The sequence below is a fragment of the Nocardia sp. CA-129566 genome, from assembly GCF_050956075.1.
Classification (GTDB): domain Bacteria; phylum Actinomycetota; class Actinomycetes; order Mycobacteriales; family Mycobacteriaceae; genus Nocardia.
Window position 1 is genome coordinate 103,393 of the sequence record NZ_CP192085.1, and the last position, 15,456, is coordinate 118,848.

Annotated in this window: 17 protein-coding genes; 8 read left to right on the forward strand and 9 right to left on the reverse strand. The window is 66.8% G+C overall.

Annotated elements, in window-relative coordinates:
* Positions 1–32: 32 nt before the first annotated feature.
* Complete coding sequence (locus ACQP0C_RS00490; protein ID WP_433729487.1) at positions 33–824, reverse strand: CPBP family intramembrane glutamic endopeptidase; 792 nt, start codon at positions 822–824, stop codon at positions 33–35.
* 542 nt (positions 825–1,366) lie between these two features.
* Complete coding sequence (locus ACQP0C_RS00495; RefSeq protein WP_433729489.1) at positions 1,367–2,128, reverse strand: DUF2470 domain-containing protein; 762 nt, start codon at positions 2,126–2,128, stop codon at positions 1,367–1,369.
* 763 nt (positions 2,129–2,891) lie between these two features.
* On the opposite strand from ACQP0C_RS00495, the gene ACQP0C_RS00500 reads away from it, so the two are divergent.
* The 4 genes from ACQP0C_RS00500 (at position 2,892) to ACQP0C_RS00515 (ending at position 6,077) form a co-directional block, all read left to right on the forward strand.
* Entirely contained in the window at positions 2,892–3,332 is a 441-nt protein-coding gene (locus tag ACQP0C_RS00500) for a hypothetical protein (protein WP_433729491.1), read from the forward strand.
* 10 nt (positions 3,333–3,342) lie between these two features.
* Positions 3,343–4,257 (forward strand): prephenate dehydratase, encoded by a 915-nt coding sequence (pheA, locus tag ACQP0C_RS00505; RefSeq protein WP_433729493.1) that lies wholly within the window; start codon positions 3,343–3,345, stop codon positions 4,255–4,257.
* Positions 4,254–4,916 carry a histidine phosphatase family protein gene (locus tag ACQP0C_RS00510; RefSeq protein WP_433729495.1) on the forward strand — a complete coding sequence of 221 codons (663 nt, stop codon included), beginning with the start codon at positions 4,254–4,256 and terminating at the stop codon, positions 4,914–4,916. Before pheA ends, ACQP0C_RS00510 begins: the two co-directional genes overlap by 4 nt.
* Positions 4,917–5,489: 573 nt before the next feature.
* Positions 5,490–6,077, forward strand: coding sequence for a pyridoxamine 5'-phosphate oxidase family protein (locus tag ACQP0C_RS00515; RefSeq protein WP_433734813.1), 588 nt, complete (start codon positions 5,490–5,492; stop codon positions 6,075–6,077).
* A gap of 306 nt (positions 6,078–6,383) precedes the next feature.
* On the opposite strand, the gene ACQP0C_RS00520 is transcribed toward ACQP0C_RS00515, so the two are convergent.
* Complete coding sequence (locus tag ACQP0C_RS00520) at positions 6,384–6,836, reverse strand: winged helix-turn-helix transcriptional regulator (RefSeq protein ID WP_433729497.1); 453 nt, start codon at positions 6,834–6,836, stop codon at positions 6,384–6,386.
* A 92-nt stretch (positions 6,837–6,928) separates the two neighbouring features.
* Between ACQP0C_RS00520 and ACQP0C_RS00525 the strand changes: the two genes are divergently transcribed.
* Genes ACQP0C_RS00525 through ACQP0C_RS00535 form a run of 3 tightly spaced genes read left to right on the forward strand, consistent with a single transcriptional unit; the run spans position 6,929 to position 8,174 of the window.
* Entirely contained in the window at positions 6,929–7,522 is a 594-nt protein-coding gene (locus ACQP0C_RS00525; protein ID WP_433729499.1) for a dihydrofolate reductase family protein, read from the forward strand.
* Positions 7,519–7,983, forward strand: a complete 465-nt coding sequence (locus ACQP0C_RS00530) for a PPOX class F420-dependent oxidoreductase (protein ID WP_433729501.1) — start codon at positions 7,519–7,521, stop codon at positions 7,981–7,983. The genes ACQP0C_RS00525 and ACQP0C_RS00530 overlap by 4 nt, the downstream gene beginning before the upstream one ends.
* The gene (locus ACQP0C_RS00535) at positions 7,980–8,174 is read left to right on the forward strand and encodes a hypothetical protein (RefSeq protein WP_433729503.1); all 195 of its coding nucleotides are present in this window, start codon (positions 7,980–7,982) and stop codon (positions 8,172–8,174) included. The genes ACQP0C_RS00530 and ACQP0C_RS00535 overlap by 4 nt, the downstream gene beginning before the upstream one ends.
* Before the next feature lie 142 nt (positions 8,175–8,316).
* On the opposite strand, the gene ACQP0C_RS00540 is transcribed toward ACQP0C_RS00535, so the two are convergent.
* The 6 genes from ACQP0C_RS00540 to ACQP0C_RS00565 form a co-directional block, all read right to left on the reverse strand.
* Positions 8,317–9,147 carry an ESX secretion-associated protein EspG gene (locus ACQP0C_RS00540; RefSeq protein ID WP_433729505.1) on the reverse strand — a complete coding sequence of 277 codons (831 nt, stop codon included), beginning with the start codon at positions 9,145–9,147 and terminating at the stop codon, positions 8,317–8,319.
* A complete protein-coding gene (locus tag ACQP0C_RS00545; protein WP_433729507.1) occupies positions 9,144–10,301 on the reverse strand; it encodes a PPE domain-containing protein in 1,158 nt (385 codons plus the stop codon). Before ACQP0C_RS00545 ends, ACQP0C_RS00540 begins: the two co-directional genes overlap by 4 nt.
* A gap of 32 nt (positions 10,302–10,333) precedes the next feature.
* Entirely contained in the window at positions 10,334–10,654 is a 321-nt protein-coding gene (locus ACQP0C_RS00550) for a PE family protein (protein WP_433729509.1), read from the reverse strand.
* Between the two features lie 157 nt (positions 10,655–10,811).
* Complete coding sequence (locus tag ACQP0C_RS00555) at positions 10,812–11,162, reverse strand: metallopeptidase family protein (RefSeq protein ID WP_433681778.1); 351 nt, start codon at positions 11,160–11,162, stop codon at positions 10,812–10,814.
* Positions 11,162–12,301 carry a septum formation family protein gene (locus ACQP0C_RS00560; protein ID WP_433729511.1) on the reverse strand — a complete coding sequence of 380 codons (1,140 nt, stop codon included), beginning with the start codon at positions 12,299–12,301 and terminating at the stop codon, positions 11,162–11,164. The genes ACQP0C_RS00555 and ACQP0C_RS00560 overlap by 1 nt, the downstream gene beginning before the upstream one ends.
* 89 nt (positions 12,302–12,390) lie before the next feature.
* Positions 12,391–14,082: an aldehyde dehydrogenase family protein gene (locus tag ACQP0C_RS00565; RefSeq protein WP_433729513.1), complete on the reverse strand. Its 1,692-nt coding sequence runs from the start codon at positions 14,080–14,082 to the stop codon at positions 12,391–12,393.
* 92 nt (positions 14,083–14,174) lie between these two features.
* On the opposite strand from ACQP0C_RS00565, the gene serS reads away from it, so the two are divergent.
* Positions 14,175–15,437, forward strand: coding sequence for a serine--tRNA ligase (gene serS, locus ACQP0C_RS00570; protein ID WP_433729515.1), 1,263 nt, complete (start codon positions 14,175–14,177; stop codon positions 15,435–15,437).
* The last annotated feature ends 19 nt before the right edge of the window (positions 15,438–15,456 follow it).

Here is a 15,456-nt window from a genome sequence, read left to right on the forward strand (position 1 = left end):
CGTCGATAATTCGCCGCCCGGACCCGCGTATGTTACGGCAACCAGGAAACGTGACCGCGCAGCAATGTATAGCCGATATAGGCGACCGCATCAATGGTGGCGTGGGCCAGCACCAGCGGCCACAGCCGGTTGGTGCGCTGCCAGAACCGGCCGAAGATCAACCCCATCACCAGGTTCCCGAGCCCGCCGCCCAGGCCCTGATACAGGTGATAACTGCCACGCAGCAGCGCCGACGCCAGCAATGAGCGGTTCTCCGACCACCCCAGCCTGCCCAGCTGGGTGATGAGATAGGCCACCACCACGATCTCCTCGGCCGCCGCATTCGCACATGCGGACAGAATCAGCGCCGGCAACCGCCACCAATGGTCACCGAGCGAACTCGGCACGATCGTCACGCTGAACCCCAGCGCATGCGCGGTCAGATACAACCCGAGCCCCGGCAACCCGATCACGGCCGCCAACACCAGTCCCGGCACCACATCGGAACGCCAATGAACGCGGGCCAACCCGATCATTCGCGGCCCGAGCCCGCTACGCCACAGCAGATACAGCCCCAGCGCGGCCCATCCGCCCAAACGCAACGCGCTGAGCAGCTGAAACAGCAGATCGATGGTCGACTGCGCCGCCCGCGTGGGATTCAGCGCAACGGTCCGCCCGCCGACACCACCCGGCGACAACGCACTGTCCAGCAGCGACAACGCCGCATTGAGCCCGCTCAACCCAAAGGTCACGACCAGGACAACCAGGATCTCGAGCCGTATCCCCAGCCGCTCCCGATCGCTCAGCTCCGGCTCGTCCCGATCGGGACCGGTCTCACCACGCATGCGTCCGAATGTATTGCCCATACCTCCCGCACGGGTGATGCACATGTCGCGTCGCGCTGCTGGCCGTGCTTGCCGGACGGCCATGGTGGCGAGCTGTGCCGGGCCGGCCGGAGTGCTGTTGATGGTTGTCGACGGCATTGCTGGTTGTGCCGGTCGACTGGGTCGAGTCACACAGGAGTGAGCCCGCGGAAGGGCAGTCGACGCTCTGCTGTTCGCATCCTTGCGGCGATTTCAACGGCGCGGGTGCGGGCGGCGTGCAGCGCAGACCGTCGAGGAAGGGGCAGTCTGCGCGGGTGTGGACGGGCGCGGGCTGGGGAGGTGATTGCGCGCGCGGGCAGCTGATCGCTGTGCTCGGGGACCCGTCGACGTGCTCTGGCCATGCTGCGCTGGTACGGGCCAGATGTGGCGCGGACATTGGGAAGGGGTCGCGCGCGAGGATGCGGGTGGCGCTGGTCGGGGACGTGATTGCGCGGCTGGCCGGCGGGTGATCGATTTGCTCGTGGGTGCCAGTCGACATGGACTGGCAGGGCGCGCCGGTCGGGTCAGATGCGGCGCAGGCCGTTGAGGAAGGGGCAGCCTGCGAGGGTGCGGACGGCGCGGCTCAGGGATTCGATGTCATCGGTGGGGGTGTTGAAGGGGAGGCGGAAGTCGTGGTCGCCGTCGTGGCCTTCGACGCGAAGGGTGAGTCCGTAGCGGTCGATGGCCAGTGGGTGGACGGTGCCACGCTGCAGGCGGGGCGGCAGGTGGCGGGCGAGTTGGGCGACGATATCGGCGTGGTCGGCGTCCATATGCTGCAGCCAGGCGGATTCCAGGGCGCAGAACGGATCCGGTTGGGCCAACCGGAGTTCCTCGACGCAGACGGATTCGGCACCGGTGGAGTCCGCCACCACCGCGGAATTGATCACCACCCGCAGCAGGGTCGAGGTGTACCCGACATCCAGCAGGTCGGGATGCGGGTGATCCTTGGCGACCTCGGTGGCCAGCGCCCGCTGCGCCTGCGTCGGCACCGCCCGCACCCAGCCGCGCAGCCACACCAGCGCCCGGACCGGTTCCCGCAGCGGCAGCGGCGCGTGATCGGTGAGCTCGAGCACCGCAGGCGCGCCGCTCGCACCCGAATTCCCGGCCAGCACCGCGGCCATGGAGGCGGTCGGCACCGCGATCACGGCATCACCGCACTGCCGCAGATGATGCACCGAGATCGGCGTCGGATCGGTGCCCGGCATTGCCAGCACCGCCTGCTCCGCATGGGCGCACGCACTCCGAACCCGCTCGGCGGTAGACGGTGCGACGGTCGGGTTCGGCATGCATTCCTCCAGGACGGGCGTCTCAATTAGGTTATCCTAAGCTAAGTCACGCTCGATTTGTCCGCAACCGTTCCCATCGCCGGGATCCTGAGAATTCCCGCACCATTCGGCCGCATCGGTCCAGCCACATGCGCCTAGGCCCGCTCACCGCGAGGGGATTTCGCTCCGTTCCAGGGATGCGCATGCGTCCCGCCGACTGCGGCGCCTGCTGAACAATCGCTCCTCCGCGTGGATGCGTACCGTCGACCGATCGCATGTACTGCTGACTGCGGTGCGACTGCCGGAAGCGATGAGCAAACGCCGTGGATGCCGGTACCACGCTCGCCGCGGCCGGTCCGGAGCATCCCGTGACCATCACGACGGGCGTGCTTCGTCGAACTGCCTTCCGGCGACCGACCAGGCGACCAACTCGTGGTGACCGAGGGGCCGCCGGTTGCGACGCCGCATTCGGTCGCGCGCCGCTATCCGCGGATACTGCGCCCGGGTTTTCGCACAGACAACCTCGACCCCGGAAACGGGTTCAGTCCCTTGGCGATCAGCGCGTCAGCTGGCGCTGACCGTTCCACTCGAGCAGGACCGCGCCTTTGGGCCAAACAGACCCGAGCCAGTGGTCGGTGGCTGGGCGGATCCGTGCCAATTGGTTCGGCGACCAGGCGTGGTATGGATTCTCGGGGCGTTCGGTGGATGTGGTGGTCGGGCTGACCGAGGTGCGGGGCGGACCCGTGCCAGCAGCTCGGTGACCCGTCGTGGTTACGGTGGGGGTATGGCGGATGGAGTGCAGGCGGCGCACGGAGTGGCGGGGGAGCCCGTGCTGCTTTCGTTGTCGGCGCCGACGCCCGCGCGGCGCAGTCTGGACGAAGGGTTGGTGCGGGGGATCGGGGCCGGGGAGACCGGCGTTCGAATTCTCGACGCGGATGCGCCCGATGCCGAAGTCGCCGATTTTCTAGCCGAGATCGCCCACGCCGATGGCGGGTTCATCGCACGCACCGTCGATGGGCAGCGCGCCCTAGCTATCGTCGCGGGAACGGTTGCCGCCCTATGCGGTGAGGATATTCGGGCGGCGCTGGCCCAGCCGGATATCGCCTTTCTGACCTCGTTGAAGCCGCCCGCGGTCGAGGCGGCGCGGGGCGTATTGCTGGCGATCGAATCCGCTGCGCCCGACGATCTGGCTCGAACTCTCAGCATCCTCAGCACACGCAAGTAATCTCGTAACCGTGCCGCGTATCGCGTACTTCGGGCCGTCCGGAACCTTCACCGAGATGGCCCTCGCCAAACTCGAGTCCTCGCAAGCCTTCGACGGACCGGTCGAGCGGATTGCCGCGCCCAGTCAAGGGGCGGCGCTCGACCTGATCAGGTCCGGCGATGTCGCGGCCGCCGTCGTGCCGATCGAGAGTTCGGTCGAGGGCTCCATCTCGGCGACCCTGGATTCGCTCGCCATCGGCCCGCGGCTGCAGATCATCGCCGAAACCGAGCTCGAGGTGAGTTTCACGATCGTGGCCAGGCCGGGTACCACGCTCGCCGACGTCCGCACCCTGGCCGCCTACCCGGTGGCCGCAGCGCAGGTGCGGGAGTGGGTGACGCACACGCTGCCGAATGTCGAGACGTACACCTCGGCGTCGAATGCGGCCGCGGCCGAGGATGTCGCGGCCGGTCGTGCCGACGCCGCGGTCTCCACCGCGCTCGCCGGTGAGCGTCGCGGTCTGACGGCATTGGTGTCCGGCGTCGCCGACCACGAGCAGGCGATCACCCGTTTCGTACTGGTCACCCGCCCTAGGGTGGCACCGCCCGCGACCGGTGCGGACCGCACGTCGATTGTGCTCGAACTACCCAACGAGCCGGGCTCACTGATGCGCGCGTTCGCCGAATTCGCCACCCGAGGCATCGATCTGACCAGAATCGAATCCCGGCCCACCCGAACGGGTTTGGGCACCTATCGCTTCTATCTGGACTGTGTCGGGCACATCGACGACACCGCCGTCGCCGAGGCGCTCAAGGCACTGCATCGCACGGCGCGGATCCGTTTCCTGGGCTCCTGGCCCGCGACCTCGGCGACCGGAACCCCGCCGCCCTCCGACGAGCAGGCCGCGGAGTGGCTCACCCAGCTGCGCAAGGGGGTGACCGACCTATGACAGGCAAGCTGATTCTCGTCCGCCATGGCGAAACCGAAGGCAATGTCGCGAAAATCCTGGACACCCGGGTTCCCGGCTTGCCGCTGACCGAACGTGGTGCGGCCCAAGCGAAGACATTCGGTTCGAGCCTCTCGAGACCGCCCAAGGCGCTGTTCTGCTCGGCCGCGCTGCGTGCCAGACAGACCGCCGGATATATCGAGGCAGCGACCGGTGTCCCCGTCGAGGTCCTCGACAATGTCCACGAAGTGCAGGTCGGCGAACTGGAAGGCCAGCACACCGGTGAAGCCCACGCACAATTCCAACGAATCTACCGTGCCTGGCACGAGGGCGATCTGGCCGAACGAGTCCCCGGCGGCGAGTCCGGATACGACGTCCTCGCCCGCTTCCTCCCCATCATCGAAGACCTCCGCACCACATACCTGACCGACGGCAGCGATGGCGACATCATGCTGGTCAGCCATGGCGCCGCCATGCGCCTCGTCTCCCGCACCCTCAGCGGCGTAGCTCCCCCCTTCACCACCAACAACCACCTCGACAACACCGAAACCATCGAACTGGTCCCCCGCGCCATAGGCGGCTGGGAATGCACCCGCTGGGGCCGCTTCACCCCACCCTTCGGCTACGAAGTAGCCCCCACCGCCGACGACCCCATGGGCTGACCCCTCCCGAGTCGCTGAGTAGGTGCCATTGGCGGCAACCATTCCCCTCGATCCGCACAGACTTCGAAAACGCAGACAACCAAGCCGAATTCGCCACCACCCACTCAGCGCCTCCAGGAACCACCACCTGCCCCTCTCCTGGACAGCCGATCACCATGCGCTCATGCAGGCAAACGCCGAGAGCGCCCCGCATCAGCGCATTCTCGACGGATGCGCGGTTTGGGGGTGGGTGTGGTAGCGGTACTTACTGGTTGAGGGCTGTGTCGATGAGATCAGTTCGGATTTGTTGAAAGTGTGGGCAACCAAGCTGAATTCGCTGCCGCTCACTGCTCGGCGCATCTGGAAACCACCCCCAGCAGGCTCACCCGCCCCTGACTGGCCTTGGACGGATGATCACCATGCGCTCATGCAGGCAAACGTCGAGAGCGCCCTGCATCAGCGCATTCTCGACGGATGCGCGGTTTGGGGGGTGGGGGTTGAGCGGGTGGTGGGGGAAATTTGGTGGTGGGTTCGGGAGGGGCATCGCTAAGCTGATGGCGTTGATCGAGGGTGGACCGATGGGGAGGGCAGTCCATGGCTAGAGAGTTCTCTTGCCTGGATGAGGCGTTGCGGCGGTTCATTCGAGCGCAGGCAATGTTTTTTGTCGCCACTGCGCCCTCTGATGGCGGGCGGGTGAACCTGTCGCCCAAGGGTTATCGTGACACGTTTGCGATACTCGATGATCACACGGTGGCGTATCTCGACCTGTTCGGCAGTGGCGTCGAGACCATCTCTCACCTGCGGGACAACGGGCGGATCACGATCATGTTCTGCTCGTTTACCCGGAACTCCAGGATTCTGCGGTTGTTCGGTTCCGGGCGGGTAGTTCGACCCGATGATCCCGAGTTCATCGACCTCCGAACGCATTTCGGACTTGAACACCCGGGCATTCGAGCGGTGATCGTTATCGATGTCGAGCGCATCGCTGATGCGTGCGGATACTCGGTGCCCTACTACGAGCTGGTTGGTGAGCGGTCTGTGTTGGATGCGCACCATGCCGAGCAATCCGACGAGAAGTTCGCGCGGCGGATCGGCGGCGACAACGGCCACAGCGTCGACGGGTTGCCGGCGCTCGACCCTGACCATCCACTGCCATCCGCCGTTCCTCGCGTCATGCGCTGAATGCGGTAGCCGCTCATTCGGGCAGGACTTGGCCACGGGAACGTGGCCGAGATCGCGATCCTCGAGTCTGTTGTAGTCGCCTTCGAGGGAGATGACGTCGGCATGGTGGACCAGGCTGTCGATCACGTCAGCGGCGACGTCGCGGCCGAAAACCGCCCGAAGGGCTTGTTGGCGGGTGGTTTTGGGAGTTCGGCGGTCAGGGTGTGGCACCGGGGGCGAACGCTGCACCGGTTCGCGGAAGCGCTGTTCGACGGGTGCTGGACTTGCCGTCGCGGACGTCCTCGAGGCTGCCCGGGAAGGTGTCGGTCAGGTGGCTGCGCCGGGGCCGGGTAGGAGGTCGACGTTGTTTGCGTGCATCGGCTCGCCGCAGTGGGCGCAGCGTAGTTCCGCGGTGCTGATCTGATCGCATGCGTGATGGCGGTAGAGGACTGGCGGGCCGGCTTCGCCTGCGAGCCACTTGTCGCCCCAGCCGACCATGACCATGAGTAGGTCGACGAGTTCAGTGCCCTTCTCGGTCAGGACGTATTCGTAGCGCGGTCGCCGGTCATAGGGGCGGCGCTCGAGCACTCCATGCTCGACGAGGTGGTTCAGCCGCTCGGTCAGCACCTTGCGTGAGATGCCGAGGTCTGCCTGGATCTGCTCGAACCGGGTGAATCCGGCGAACACGTCACGCAGGATCAGCGGCGACCACGGCTCGCCGATGACGTCGAGCGTGCGTGCGATCGAGCACGCCATCTCACTGAAGTTCGTGCGTTGCATGGAATCAGCATAGCAATTGGGGTTCCCTAAGGGAACTTTGAATGCTACGGTCATGGAGTCTCTTGAAGGAACCCCAGGAGAGGATCAGAGAGATGAGCAAGGTCTTCAGCGCCCACGCGGTGTCGGTCGACGGGTACATCACCGGCCGCGATCCCGGTGCCGGGCGCGGACTCGGCGACGCGACGATGCTGTTCGACTGGTACTTCAACGGCGACACCCCCAGCCAGGTGTTCGACGGGTTCGGGCTGAGCGAGCCCAGCGCTCGGGTCTTCGATGCCCTCGCCGCACGCGTGGGCGCCGTCGTCGCAGGACGCAACACCTACGAGGACTCCGACCACTTCGGCGGCGACAGCCCGCACCCGACGGCCCGACTGTTCGTCCTCAGCCACCGGCAAGCGCCGGAGATCACCGAGCGGCAGACCCTCATCACCACCGGCATCCGGGACGCGGTCGCGGCGGCCCGCGAGAGCGCGGGCGGCAAGGATGTCGGCCTCATGGGCGGCGGTGTCGTGACCGAGGCGCTGAAGGCGGGGCTCGTCGACGAGGTGGTCCTGCACCAGGTACCGGTCCTGCTCGGTGGCGGCCGACCGTTCTTCCAATCGCTGCCCGAGCACGTGCGCCTCCGCCTCGTCGAAGCCGTCCCGGCGCCCGGCGTCACCCACCTGCGCTACGAGGTCGAGCGATGACTCTCGTCACCGGCAAGATTGCCTCGCTCGCCCAGCACTGCCAGCCGACCAAGAACCCACGCCAGGAGATGACCACCATGCTCGACCCCACTGTGCGCCGCGTGCTCGACGGAACTTCGCTCGCCCACCTCGCCAGCGTCCTGCCCGACGGCGCTCCACACACCGTCCCCGTCTGGATCGGCACGCACGGCGACAACATCGCGATCATCACCGGCCCGCACTCGCGCAAAGCCCGCAACCTGCGCCGCGACCCTCGAGTCGCGCTCTCCCTGACTCCAGCCGACAACCCGTTCCAGCCGATCATCATTCGCGGCCGCGTTATCGAATGGCTCGAAGGCGACGCCGCGTGGACGATCGTCGACGAGCTGGCCACCAAATACATCGGTCAGCCGTACTCGCGAGGCGAAGAGCGCGTGGTTGCGCTCATCGAACCCGAGCAGCAGACAGTAGGCGTCGGATGAGCGGTGTGCCGCGATTCGATCATGTCGTCGTCGACGATCTCGAGCTCGTGACGGCATTCTTCGTCGACCTCGGCTTCGAACGAAGTAGCCCGATGCGACTCGAGGGTGAGTGGGTGGACCGGGTCGTCGGGCTCGATGGCGTACACGCGGAAATGGTGACCGTCAATGCATCAGACGGCGCGGCCGACTAGAGCTGACCAAACACCACCGACCCGCCCATCCGGCAGCAGCACAAAGTTCGTAGCCGAACCGACCGGGTTTCGGCACATCGCCTACCCGGACGACCCGGTCTCATCGGGATGACCCGGCCTCACCCGAACGACCCGGCCCCACCTAAGCCAACTTCGGATTCCTAGGAAACTCTTCACGCTCCGGCAGCGAATTGATCAAATCCAATAGCGCCGTCCGCAGCCGAGCGGGCGTCCCACTGCTCAGTGATGTCCACTTGGTCCCGTCATCGGACACACTCGCGGTCGCGATGAATCGTCCAGCGCGCGTGTTGAATACGGCGATGTGGTTGTCGGCGTAGTCCTTGGTGCCGTCGCCGTAGATGATGCCGACGATTTCGGTGTGTGAGTGGATCTGCACCATCGCGGAGGCCAGGACCTGTGCGTCTCGTGGCGGATTGCCGATCTTGGTCAGTCGGGCCGCGGTTGCCGTGGCATCGCCCGCATCGTCGAAGATCGGGACGAGGTGTTCGGTCGGAGCGTTCATACCGGTCAGCTCGAGCGCTTCGGCGGGGCCGAGTGCCGCGAGGATCGGCGCGGGCAGATCCTCTTCGACCTGGTCGATCACGTAGGAGTGTGGCCCGCGAAGGGCGACGGCCACCAGGTCATCGCCCTTCGCCAAGCACATGCGGCTCACTTGACCTTCGACGATCAGCCGCACCGCGACCACCCAGTGGGGGCGGTACAGCGCGCGCAGCCGGTCTTCGAGTTCCCGGTGGACGGCGCCATCGATCAGGAGTTCCCGATCGGTGAGCGACTGGGCGGCCACGGCCATCGCGGCATCGTGATCGGTCACATTGTCGTAGCTCCCCATCGCTTGCAGCACGACGGGGAGCTCGTCGATCTCCAGTGTCTCCAGGACATACTGCATCTCGTCGAGTGACAGCACGACCGACGCGAGCATCGACGGGCCGCGGCCCGCACCCAGCACCGTCACTTAGCCGTCCCGGAGGCATCGACACCGATGACCCCGTCAGTGGCGTACCGGCCGTCGGCGAAGTGATCGGCGACCAGGTAATCCGGGGTCTTGTGCTCGGACTCATCGTCCTCATCCGAGTGAGTGCCGTGACCCATCAGCGGGCTGCCGGACGTCGACGCGCTGCGCACCGGAGCACTATCGAGTCGAACCGAGACGTTCTCGGTCGCCGCCGCCGCGGCAGGCGTACCACCGCTGGTCGCGCCTGCACCCCAGCCCGCGGGGATCTTGAGCGAGCCATTGTTGAGCGTGGCGCCCGGCACCGACGATGCGGAACGGGTCGCGGTGGCGGCGCTGGCCACACCGCCGATGCCCATGGCAGCCATCGGCGCGACCGTGGTGGCCGCGGACGGCGCCGCCGCACTGGTGACGGCCGAGATCGCGCTTGCGCCAATATTTCCGGCCGTGGTGACACCGCCGGAGAGCACACCGCCCGCCACATTCGCCGCCTGGGTCGCTGCGCTCACCACGGCCGGGTTCTGCACGAATGCGCTCGCCGCGGCGAGCGCGCCCTGCACCGGGTCGCCCCCGAAAGCCGCATCCGACGATTGGCCCGCGTCCGCGGTACCGGCACCGTTGGCGATCGGCGGCGGGTTGATGAACTCGCCGGGCGTCGCGACCATTGTGCTGGTCGCGGCCTCGTAGGTCTCCATGGTCAGCGCGGCCCGCAGATCGAGCGCCGCCTTGGCGGCCTCGGCGACTTCTGAAGAGCCGTTGAGCACGCCGCCGGTGGAGTGCGCGGCGACCCGCGCGGCGTCCACGGCCGCGATCTCCGGCAGGCTCGGCATGGCGATCGAGGCGACGGTGTACGCGGTCGCGTTCGCTGCCGCCTTGGCACCCATCGTGGCTGCCATGACGCTCTGCTGTTCGGCCCATGCGGTGATGCCGCCGAGTCGGCTCAGCACGGCGAGGCCGGTGACACCCTGCATGCCGACGCCGAGTTCGGCCATCACCCGGGTGACGGTCGCGGTAGCGTCCACCCACGCACCGGTGAGCGCGCCCCACGCGGTAGCGGCGGCCGAGATCGGAATGCCGTGCGCACCCGCGTTGAGGGCGATGGAATTTGCTTCTGCCATGCGGGGCAGCCAGAACACCCCGGTAACACCTGCGGTCATGTCAGTAACTCCCCTTAATTCGTGATCGCAGATCAGATGATGGTCGAGGCCTGGACGTTCATGACGCCCGCCTTCACGATGTCTTCGCCGATGTGGGTCGCGAGCTGACTGCGCAGCGTCGCGGCGGCGTGATGCAGTTCGAGCACGAGCTGGCTCACCGACTGGTCGTGGGTGATCGCCGCCTTGTTGAAGTGCTGCGCCGCCAGCAGCGACACCTCATCGACACCGGAGGGGACCACATGGGTTGCCGGAGCGCTCAGCGCGGACGCGGCGGCGAGCCGCTCGGCGAGCAGATCCAGCTCCCCCGCTGCGAGGAGGACGGCTTCGGGTGAGATGTTTACAAGGCCAACCATGACTCGACTCCTTCTAGTGGCAACTACTGGGCGGAACCACGAGAATTCCCCCTACGAGTGATAGGACGCGACAGCCACGCGATCGGTTCCATCGAGTCCCCAAATTTCTATCCCGGTCTGTCGCAGCTGTTTCCGGTCCCAAACAGCTGGGTAAAGACTAGCCCCATCCCAGCTCATGCAACCGGTCTTCGTCAATGCCGAAATAGTGTGCAATCTCATGGATCACAGTGATCGCGACCTCCTCGACGACCTCACGCTCGTCGCCGCAGATGTCCAAAATCGCCTCGCGATAGATGGTTACGGTGTCCGGTAGCGATCCGCCGTAGTGACTGTCCCGCTCGGTCAGCGCGATCCCGTGATACAGGCCCAGCAGATGTGGATCCTCCGGATTGCGCGGTTCGATCAGCACGACCACATTGTCGATGGCACGGGTCAGCTCCGGTGGGATGAGATCGAGCGCATCGCCGACCAGCTCCTCGAACCGGTCCGCGGACATGGTGACCGACATCAGCGGGGCTGCGGCTGCGGTGGCAGCGGCGCGGCGCCGGGCAGCGGTGCCGGGGTCGAGCGCCCGGAGTTCGGCGGCGGCACCGGCGCCTGGCCATTGATCAGGATCTCGCCCTTCGCCGAGCCGGTGATCGGTGCGAAGCCCTCCCGGTCGGTGCCCTTGCCGATCATGCAGTCCAGCTTGCGGCTGCCCGACAGCCAGCTGCGGGCGTCGAGGTAATCGAAGAACAGCGTCAGCGTCTTATTGCGCACCGCGTCGGGGGAGCCGAGGTAATCGTTTGCCGCGCGCCCACATTCGTCCTCCATGAACTTGTCCTGGTCGTCCTTGGCGGGCGGGCCGCCGGGAAAGCGCTGGGCGAGGTCGACAGTGGAGACGATTTCGACGGCATGCGCCTGCGCGCAGTCCACCGGATCGGTGGGCAGGTTCTGGTTGATGCCCAGGCAGGTCCCCGGCTCGAAGACCTTCGACTGGTCGTGTTCGGCGGCGTTGCCGGTGTTCGGCAGCGGGGTGCCGGTGCTGCCGGAGAACTGGAGCCCGCAGCGCAGCGTCCGGTCGCCGTGCTTCCAGCCGTCGGGGCTGGGGTACATCAGGCCGACGACATAGCGGCCGCGCGGATCGAACCTGCCGCTCAGATACTGCGCCACCGCCGGGGTGCAGTGCTCTTCCTTGAGTTCGGTCAGCCGCAGCGAGTCCGGGAAGCGCGAGCCGGGACCGAATTCCACGCCTGGATATTTGGCCATATCGACATCGGCCGCGACCTCGAACAGATGCTTGTTCGAACAGGCGACCTTCACCAGATCGCTGCGATCCTGTTTGCTCCAGCTGAGGCAATCGCCCTTCGCCGCGGTGCCGAACTCCCGGTCCAGCGCCGTCTCGCCGGGCGAACCCGGGGTGTGCGCCTCCAGGCGCTTCTCATTGTCGTAGCCGGTGATGAACAGGCCGACCAGCGAGATGAGGACGGCACCCGCCGCCGCGGCGAGCAGCACCCAGCGCAGCTTCGGCGCGGACAGATGCAGTTTGCCGTCGGCGACCACGTCGCGGTCGATGATCACCGACTGCGGGAACGATTCCGCGCGCGACCACTCGCCCGAGCGCGGCTCGAGTTCACGCGGGTCCTGGGGCACATCATCAGCAGACATCGCGATCCATCATGTCAGCGTCTGATCTCCGGTGCCACGACCTGGTCGGATCGATCCGAAGCGCCCCGGTAGGGCCTATGCGAGGTGCGTCATCCGCGGAATGCGGACAGGAACAGACCCGGCAGCCGCGCCGGATTGGCGGTCGCGTAGAACTCGGTCAGCTTGCGGCCCGTCGCGGCCGCGGTGGCATTGGTGACGAACCACGGCGGCTTCGGCGACAGCGCCATTTCCCCGCGCAGCAGTGACCGCGGCGACGGCCGGAACGGTCCGCGCACCACCGTGCGCTCCACATCGTCGAGCAGAAAAGCGTTGTGCACCACGCCGATTCCGCTCTGCACGTCATCGAGCGTGTGGCCGGGATAGGCGCCCCAAGACGCGCGCGGGGCCAAAAAGGCCAGCGCGGTCCAGGCATTGACCGCGATGGCCCCGTAGCGCAGCCGCTCGATGGCGCGGTCGAAGGCGATGCCGAGCCGTTTGATGGTGCTCGGGTGCGCGATCACATTGACGCCGAGTGTCCCGATCACCTCGTCATTCGCGAAATCGACCGCATGCTGCAGGAATTCGCCGCCGGTATGCGGCAGTTCGACGACACCCAGGACCGGTGAGAAGTACTCGGTGCGGAGCAGCGGCGTTTCGGTCGACGGCAGATTCTCGACGAGAACGCGTCCGTGATCCGGTCCGAGCCGCTCGGCCTCCGGATACGAGTCCAGCGCCGCGGCGACCCGATCGGCACTGCCCGGGTAGTAGGCCCGGCGCTGCGGCGCCCGCGCGATCGCATCCCGCAACTCCGCGAGGAACCTGTCCTTCTGCGGCCAATCCGAACTGACCACCACCGCCTGGGTGGCGACGCAGTTGTAGCCGCCATTGTGCAGCCGCTGGGTCGCGACGTGTTCGGCCTGGAAGCGCAGGTCGGCGTCGTCCCATTCGCCCGGCACCACGATCGTCGGCGATACCCCGCCGAGTTCGCTGGTGATCGGCTTGTCGAGCAGCGGCCGTCCCTCGGCCTTGCCGTCCGGGCCCCAGACGATCGCGTCGTGGGTGCGCATGCTGCCGGTCATATGGATATGCCCGATATCGGGGTGGTGCACCAGGTACCCGCCCGCCTCGGCGCCGCCGGTCAGTATGCGCAGCACACCGAGCTCGAGCAGCGGCGCGAAGACCATTTCGTACACCGTGAACAGCGGGTCGGTGATCGGATTCAGCTTGAGCGCCACCACCCGGTTGTGGGCGTAGAGCTCGTAGAGCACGTCCAGGGGCGGTATGGAGGTGATATTGCCCGCGCCGAGGACCGCGCCGACACCCCCGGTCGCGGTCGGATCGAGCTGGGCGAGTCCGGCGCGGTTGCGCGCGGTATCGGCGTCGACGCCGGGGCGCAGCCATACTTCGCCGTGAAAACCGCTGAGAAGCAGCCGGTCGTAGAGATCGAGCGGCAGAATCGGCACCGCGACCCGTTCGCCGGGCGCCTCGGCCAGCGCGACCCCGTCGAGCGGACTGTGCCCCTGCTCCAGCGCCGAGAGCGTCGCCGATAGCGCTGCGGTGGCCTGCAGCAGCGTCATCGGACCCGACATCCACTCCTCGCCGACCAGCGGCGAGTCCGGATCCAGCCCCTTGATGGTGCGCGCGGCCCGCACCCACTCGTGCGAGAAGCGGCCGGTGCGGGTGTGGATATCGTCGAGAAGTTCGCGGCGGCGACGCAGCGGGGTGTGCGCCCACGTTTTCTCACCGGCGACCAGATCGGCCACTGCGTTATCAATAGCGGTTTCGTCGAAAGTTGTGCCCACGAACCAACTATGCGCGCGTACAGCCCCGCACGGTCCGCATCCTGGGATATCGGCGTGAAACAGCAATATCGCGACCATTAGGCTGGTCACCCATGATCGACCTCCGATTCCTGCGGGACAACCCCGACGCGGTCCGCGCCTCGCAGCGCGCCCGCGGCGAAGACCCCGCCCTCGTCGACGCCCTGCTCGAGGCGGACGCGGCGCGTCGTGCGGCGGTGGCCACCGCCGATAACCTGCGCGCCGAGCACAAGGCGATGGGCAAGTTGATCGGCAAGGCGAAACCGGAGGAGCGCTCCGTCCTGCTCGAACAGGCGCAGGAGATGTCGGCGAAGGTCAAGGAGGCCGAGGTCGCCCAGCATGCCGCCGACGCCGATATGGACGCCGCGCACCGGGCCATCTCGAATGTGGTCCAGGAGGGTGCGCCCGCGGGCGGCGAGGACGACTACATCGTGCTCGAGACCATCGGCACGCCAAGGGAATTCGATTTCGAGCCCAAGGACCATGTGGAGCTCGGCGAATCGCTCGGCCTGTTCGATATGGAACGCGGCGCGAAGGTGTCGGGCGCGCGCTTCTACTTCATGACCGGTTACGGCGCGCTGCTGCAGCTCGGTCTGTTGCAGCTGGCGGCGCAGAAGGCGGTGGCCAACGGGTTCACCATGATGATTCCGCCGGTGCTGGTGCGCCCGGAGATCATGGCCGGTACCGGCTTCCTCGGCCAGCACTCGGCCGAGGTCTACCACCTCGAGGAGGACGAGCTGTACCTGGTCGGCACCTCGGAGGTGCCGCTGGCGGGCTACCACTCGGACGAGATCCTCGACCTCAGCGACGGGCCGAAGCGCTATGCGGGTTGGTCGTCGTGTTTCCGGCGCGAGGCGGGCAGCTACGGCAAGGACACCCGCGGCATCATCCGCGTGCACCAGTTCGACAAGGTCGAGATGTTCGTGTTCACCACGCCGGATGAGGCCGCTGCCGAACACAAGCGCCTACTGGCCTGGGAGCAGGACATGCTCGCCGCCGTCGAGGTGCCTTATCGGATCATCGATGTGGCCGCCGGTGACCTGGGCAGCTCGGCCGCGCGCAAATTCGACTGCGAGGCTTGGGTGCCCACCCAGCAGACCTACCGCGAGCTCACCTCGACCTCGAACTGCACCACCTTCCAGGCCCGCCGCCTAGCCGTGCGCTATCGCGACGAAAACGGAAAACCGCAGATCGCAGCCACTTTGAACGGTACGCTCGCGACCACGCGCTGGATCGTGGCGATCCTGGAGAACCATCAGCAGGCCGACGGTTCGGTGCGGGTGCCCGCCGCGTTGGTGCCATTTGTCGGCACCGAGGTGCTGAGACCGTCGAAGTAGCCGGGTCGAATATGCCCGC

Coding starts and splice junctions, on each gene's coding strand:
- ACQP0C_RS00525 (WP_433729499.1), top strand. CDS start 6,929: ATGAGCAAGGTCTTCAGCGCCCACGCGGTGTCGGTCGACGGGTACATC.
- ACQP0C_RS00550 (WP_433729509.1), bottom strand. CDS start 10,654: ATGGTTGGCCTTGTAAACATCTCACCCGAAGCCGTCCTCCTCGCAGCG.
- ACQP0C_RS00510 (WP_433729495.1), top strand. CDS start 4,254: ATGACAGGCAAGCTGATTCTCGTCCGCCATGGCGAAACCGAAGGCAAT.
- serS (WP_433729515.1), top strand. CDS start 14,175: ATGATCGACCTCCGATTCCTGCGGGACAACCCCGACGCGGTCCGCGCC.
- ACQP0C_RS00530 (WP_433729501.1), top strand. CDS start 7,519: ATGACTCTCGTCACCGGCAAGATTGCCTCGCTCGCCCAGCACTGCCAG.
- ACQP0C_RS00535 (WP_433729503.1), top strand. CDS start 7,980: ATGAGCGGTGTGCCGCGATTCGATCATGTCGTCGTCGACGATCTCGAG.
- ACQP0C_RS00545 (WP_433729507.1), bottom strand. CDS start 10,301: ATGACCGCAGGTGTTACCGGGGTGTTCTGGCTGCCCCGCATGGCAGAA.
- ACQP0C_RS00560 (WP_433729511.1), bottom strand. CDS start 12,301: ATGTCTGCTGATGATGTGCCCCAGGACCCGCGTGAACTCGAGCCGCGC.
- ACQP0C_RS00520 (WP_433729497.1), bottom strand. CDS start 6,836: ATGCAACGCACGAACTTCAGTGAGATGGCGTGCTCGATCGCACGCACG.
- ACQP0C_RS00495 (WP_433729489.1), bottom strand. CDS start 2,128: ATGCCGAACCCGACCGTCGCACCGTCTACCGCCGAGCGGGTTCGGAGT.
- ACQP0C_RS00500 (WP_433729491.1), top strand. CDS start 2,892: ATGGCGGATGGAGTGCAGGCGGCGCACGGAGTGGCGGGGGAGCCCGTG.
- ACQP0C_RS00515 (WP_433734813.1), top strand. CDS start 5,490: ATGGCTAGAGAGTTCTCTTGCCTGGATGAGGCGTTGCGGCGGTTCATT.
- ACQP0C_RS00490 (WP_433729487.1), bottom strand. CDS start 824: ATGCGTGGTGAGACCGGTCCCGATCGGGACGAGCCGGAGCTGAGCGAT.
- ACQP0C_RS00555 (WP_433681778.1), bottom strand. CDS start 11,162: ATGTCGGTCACCATGTCCGCGGACCGGTTCGAGGAGCTGGTCGGCGAT.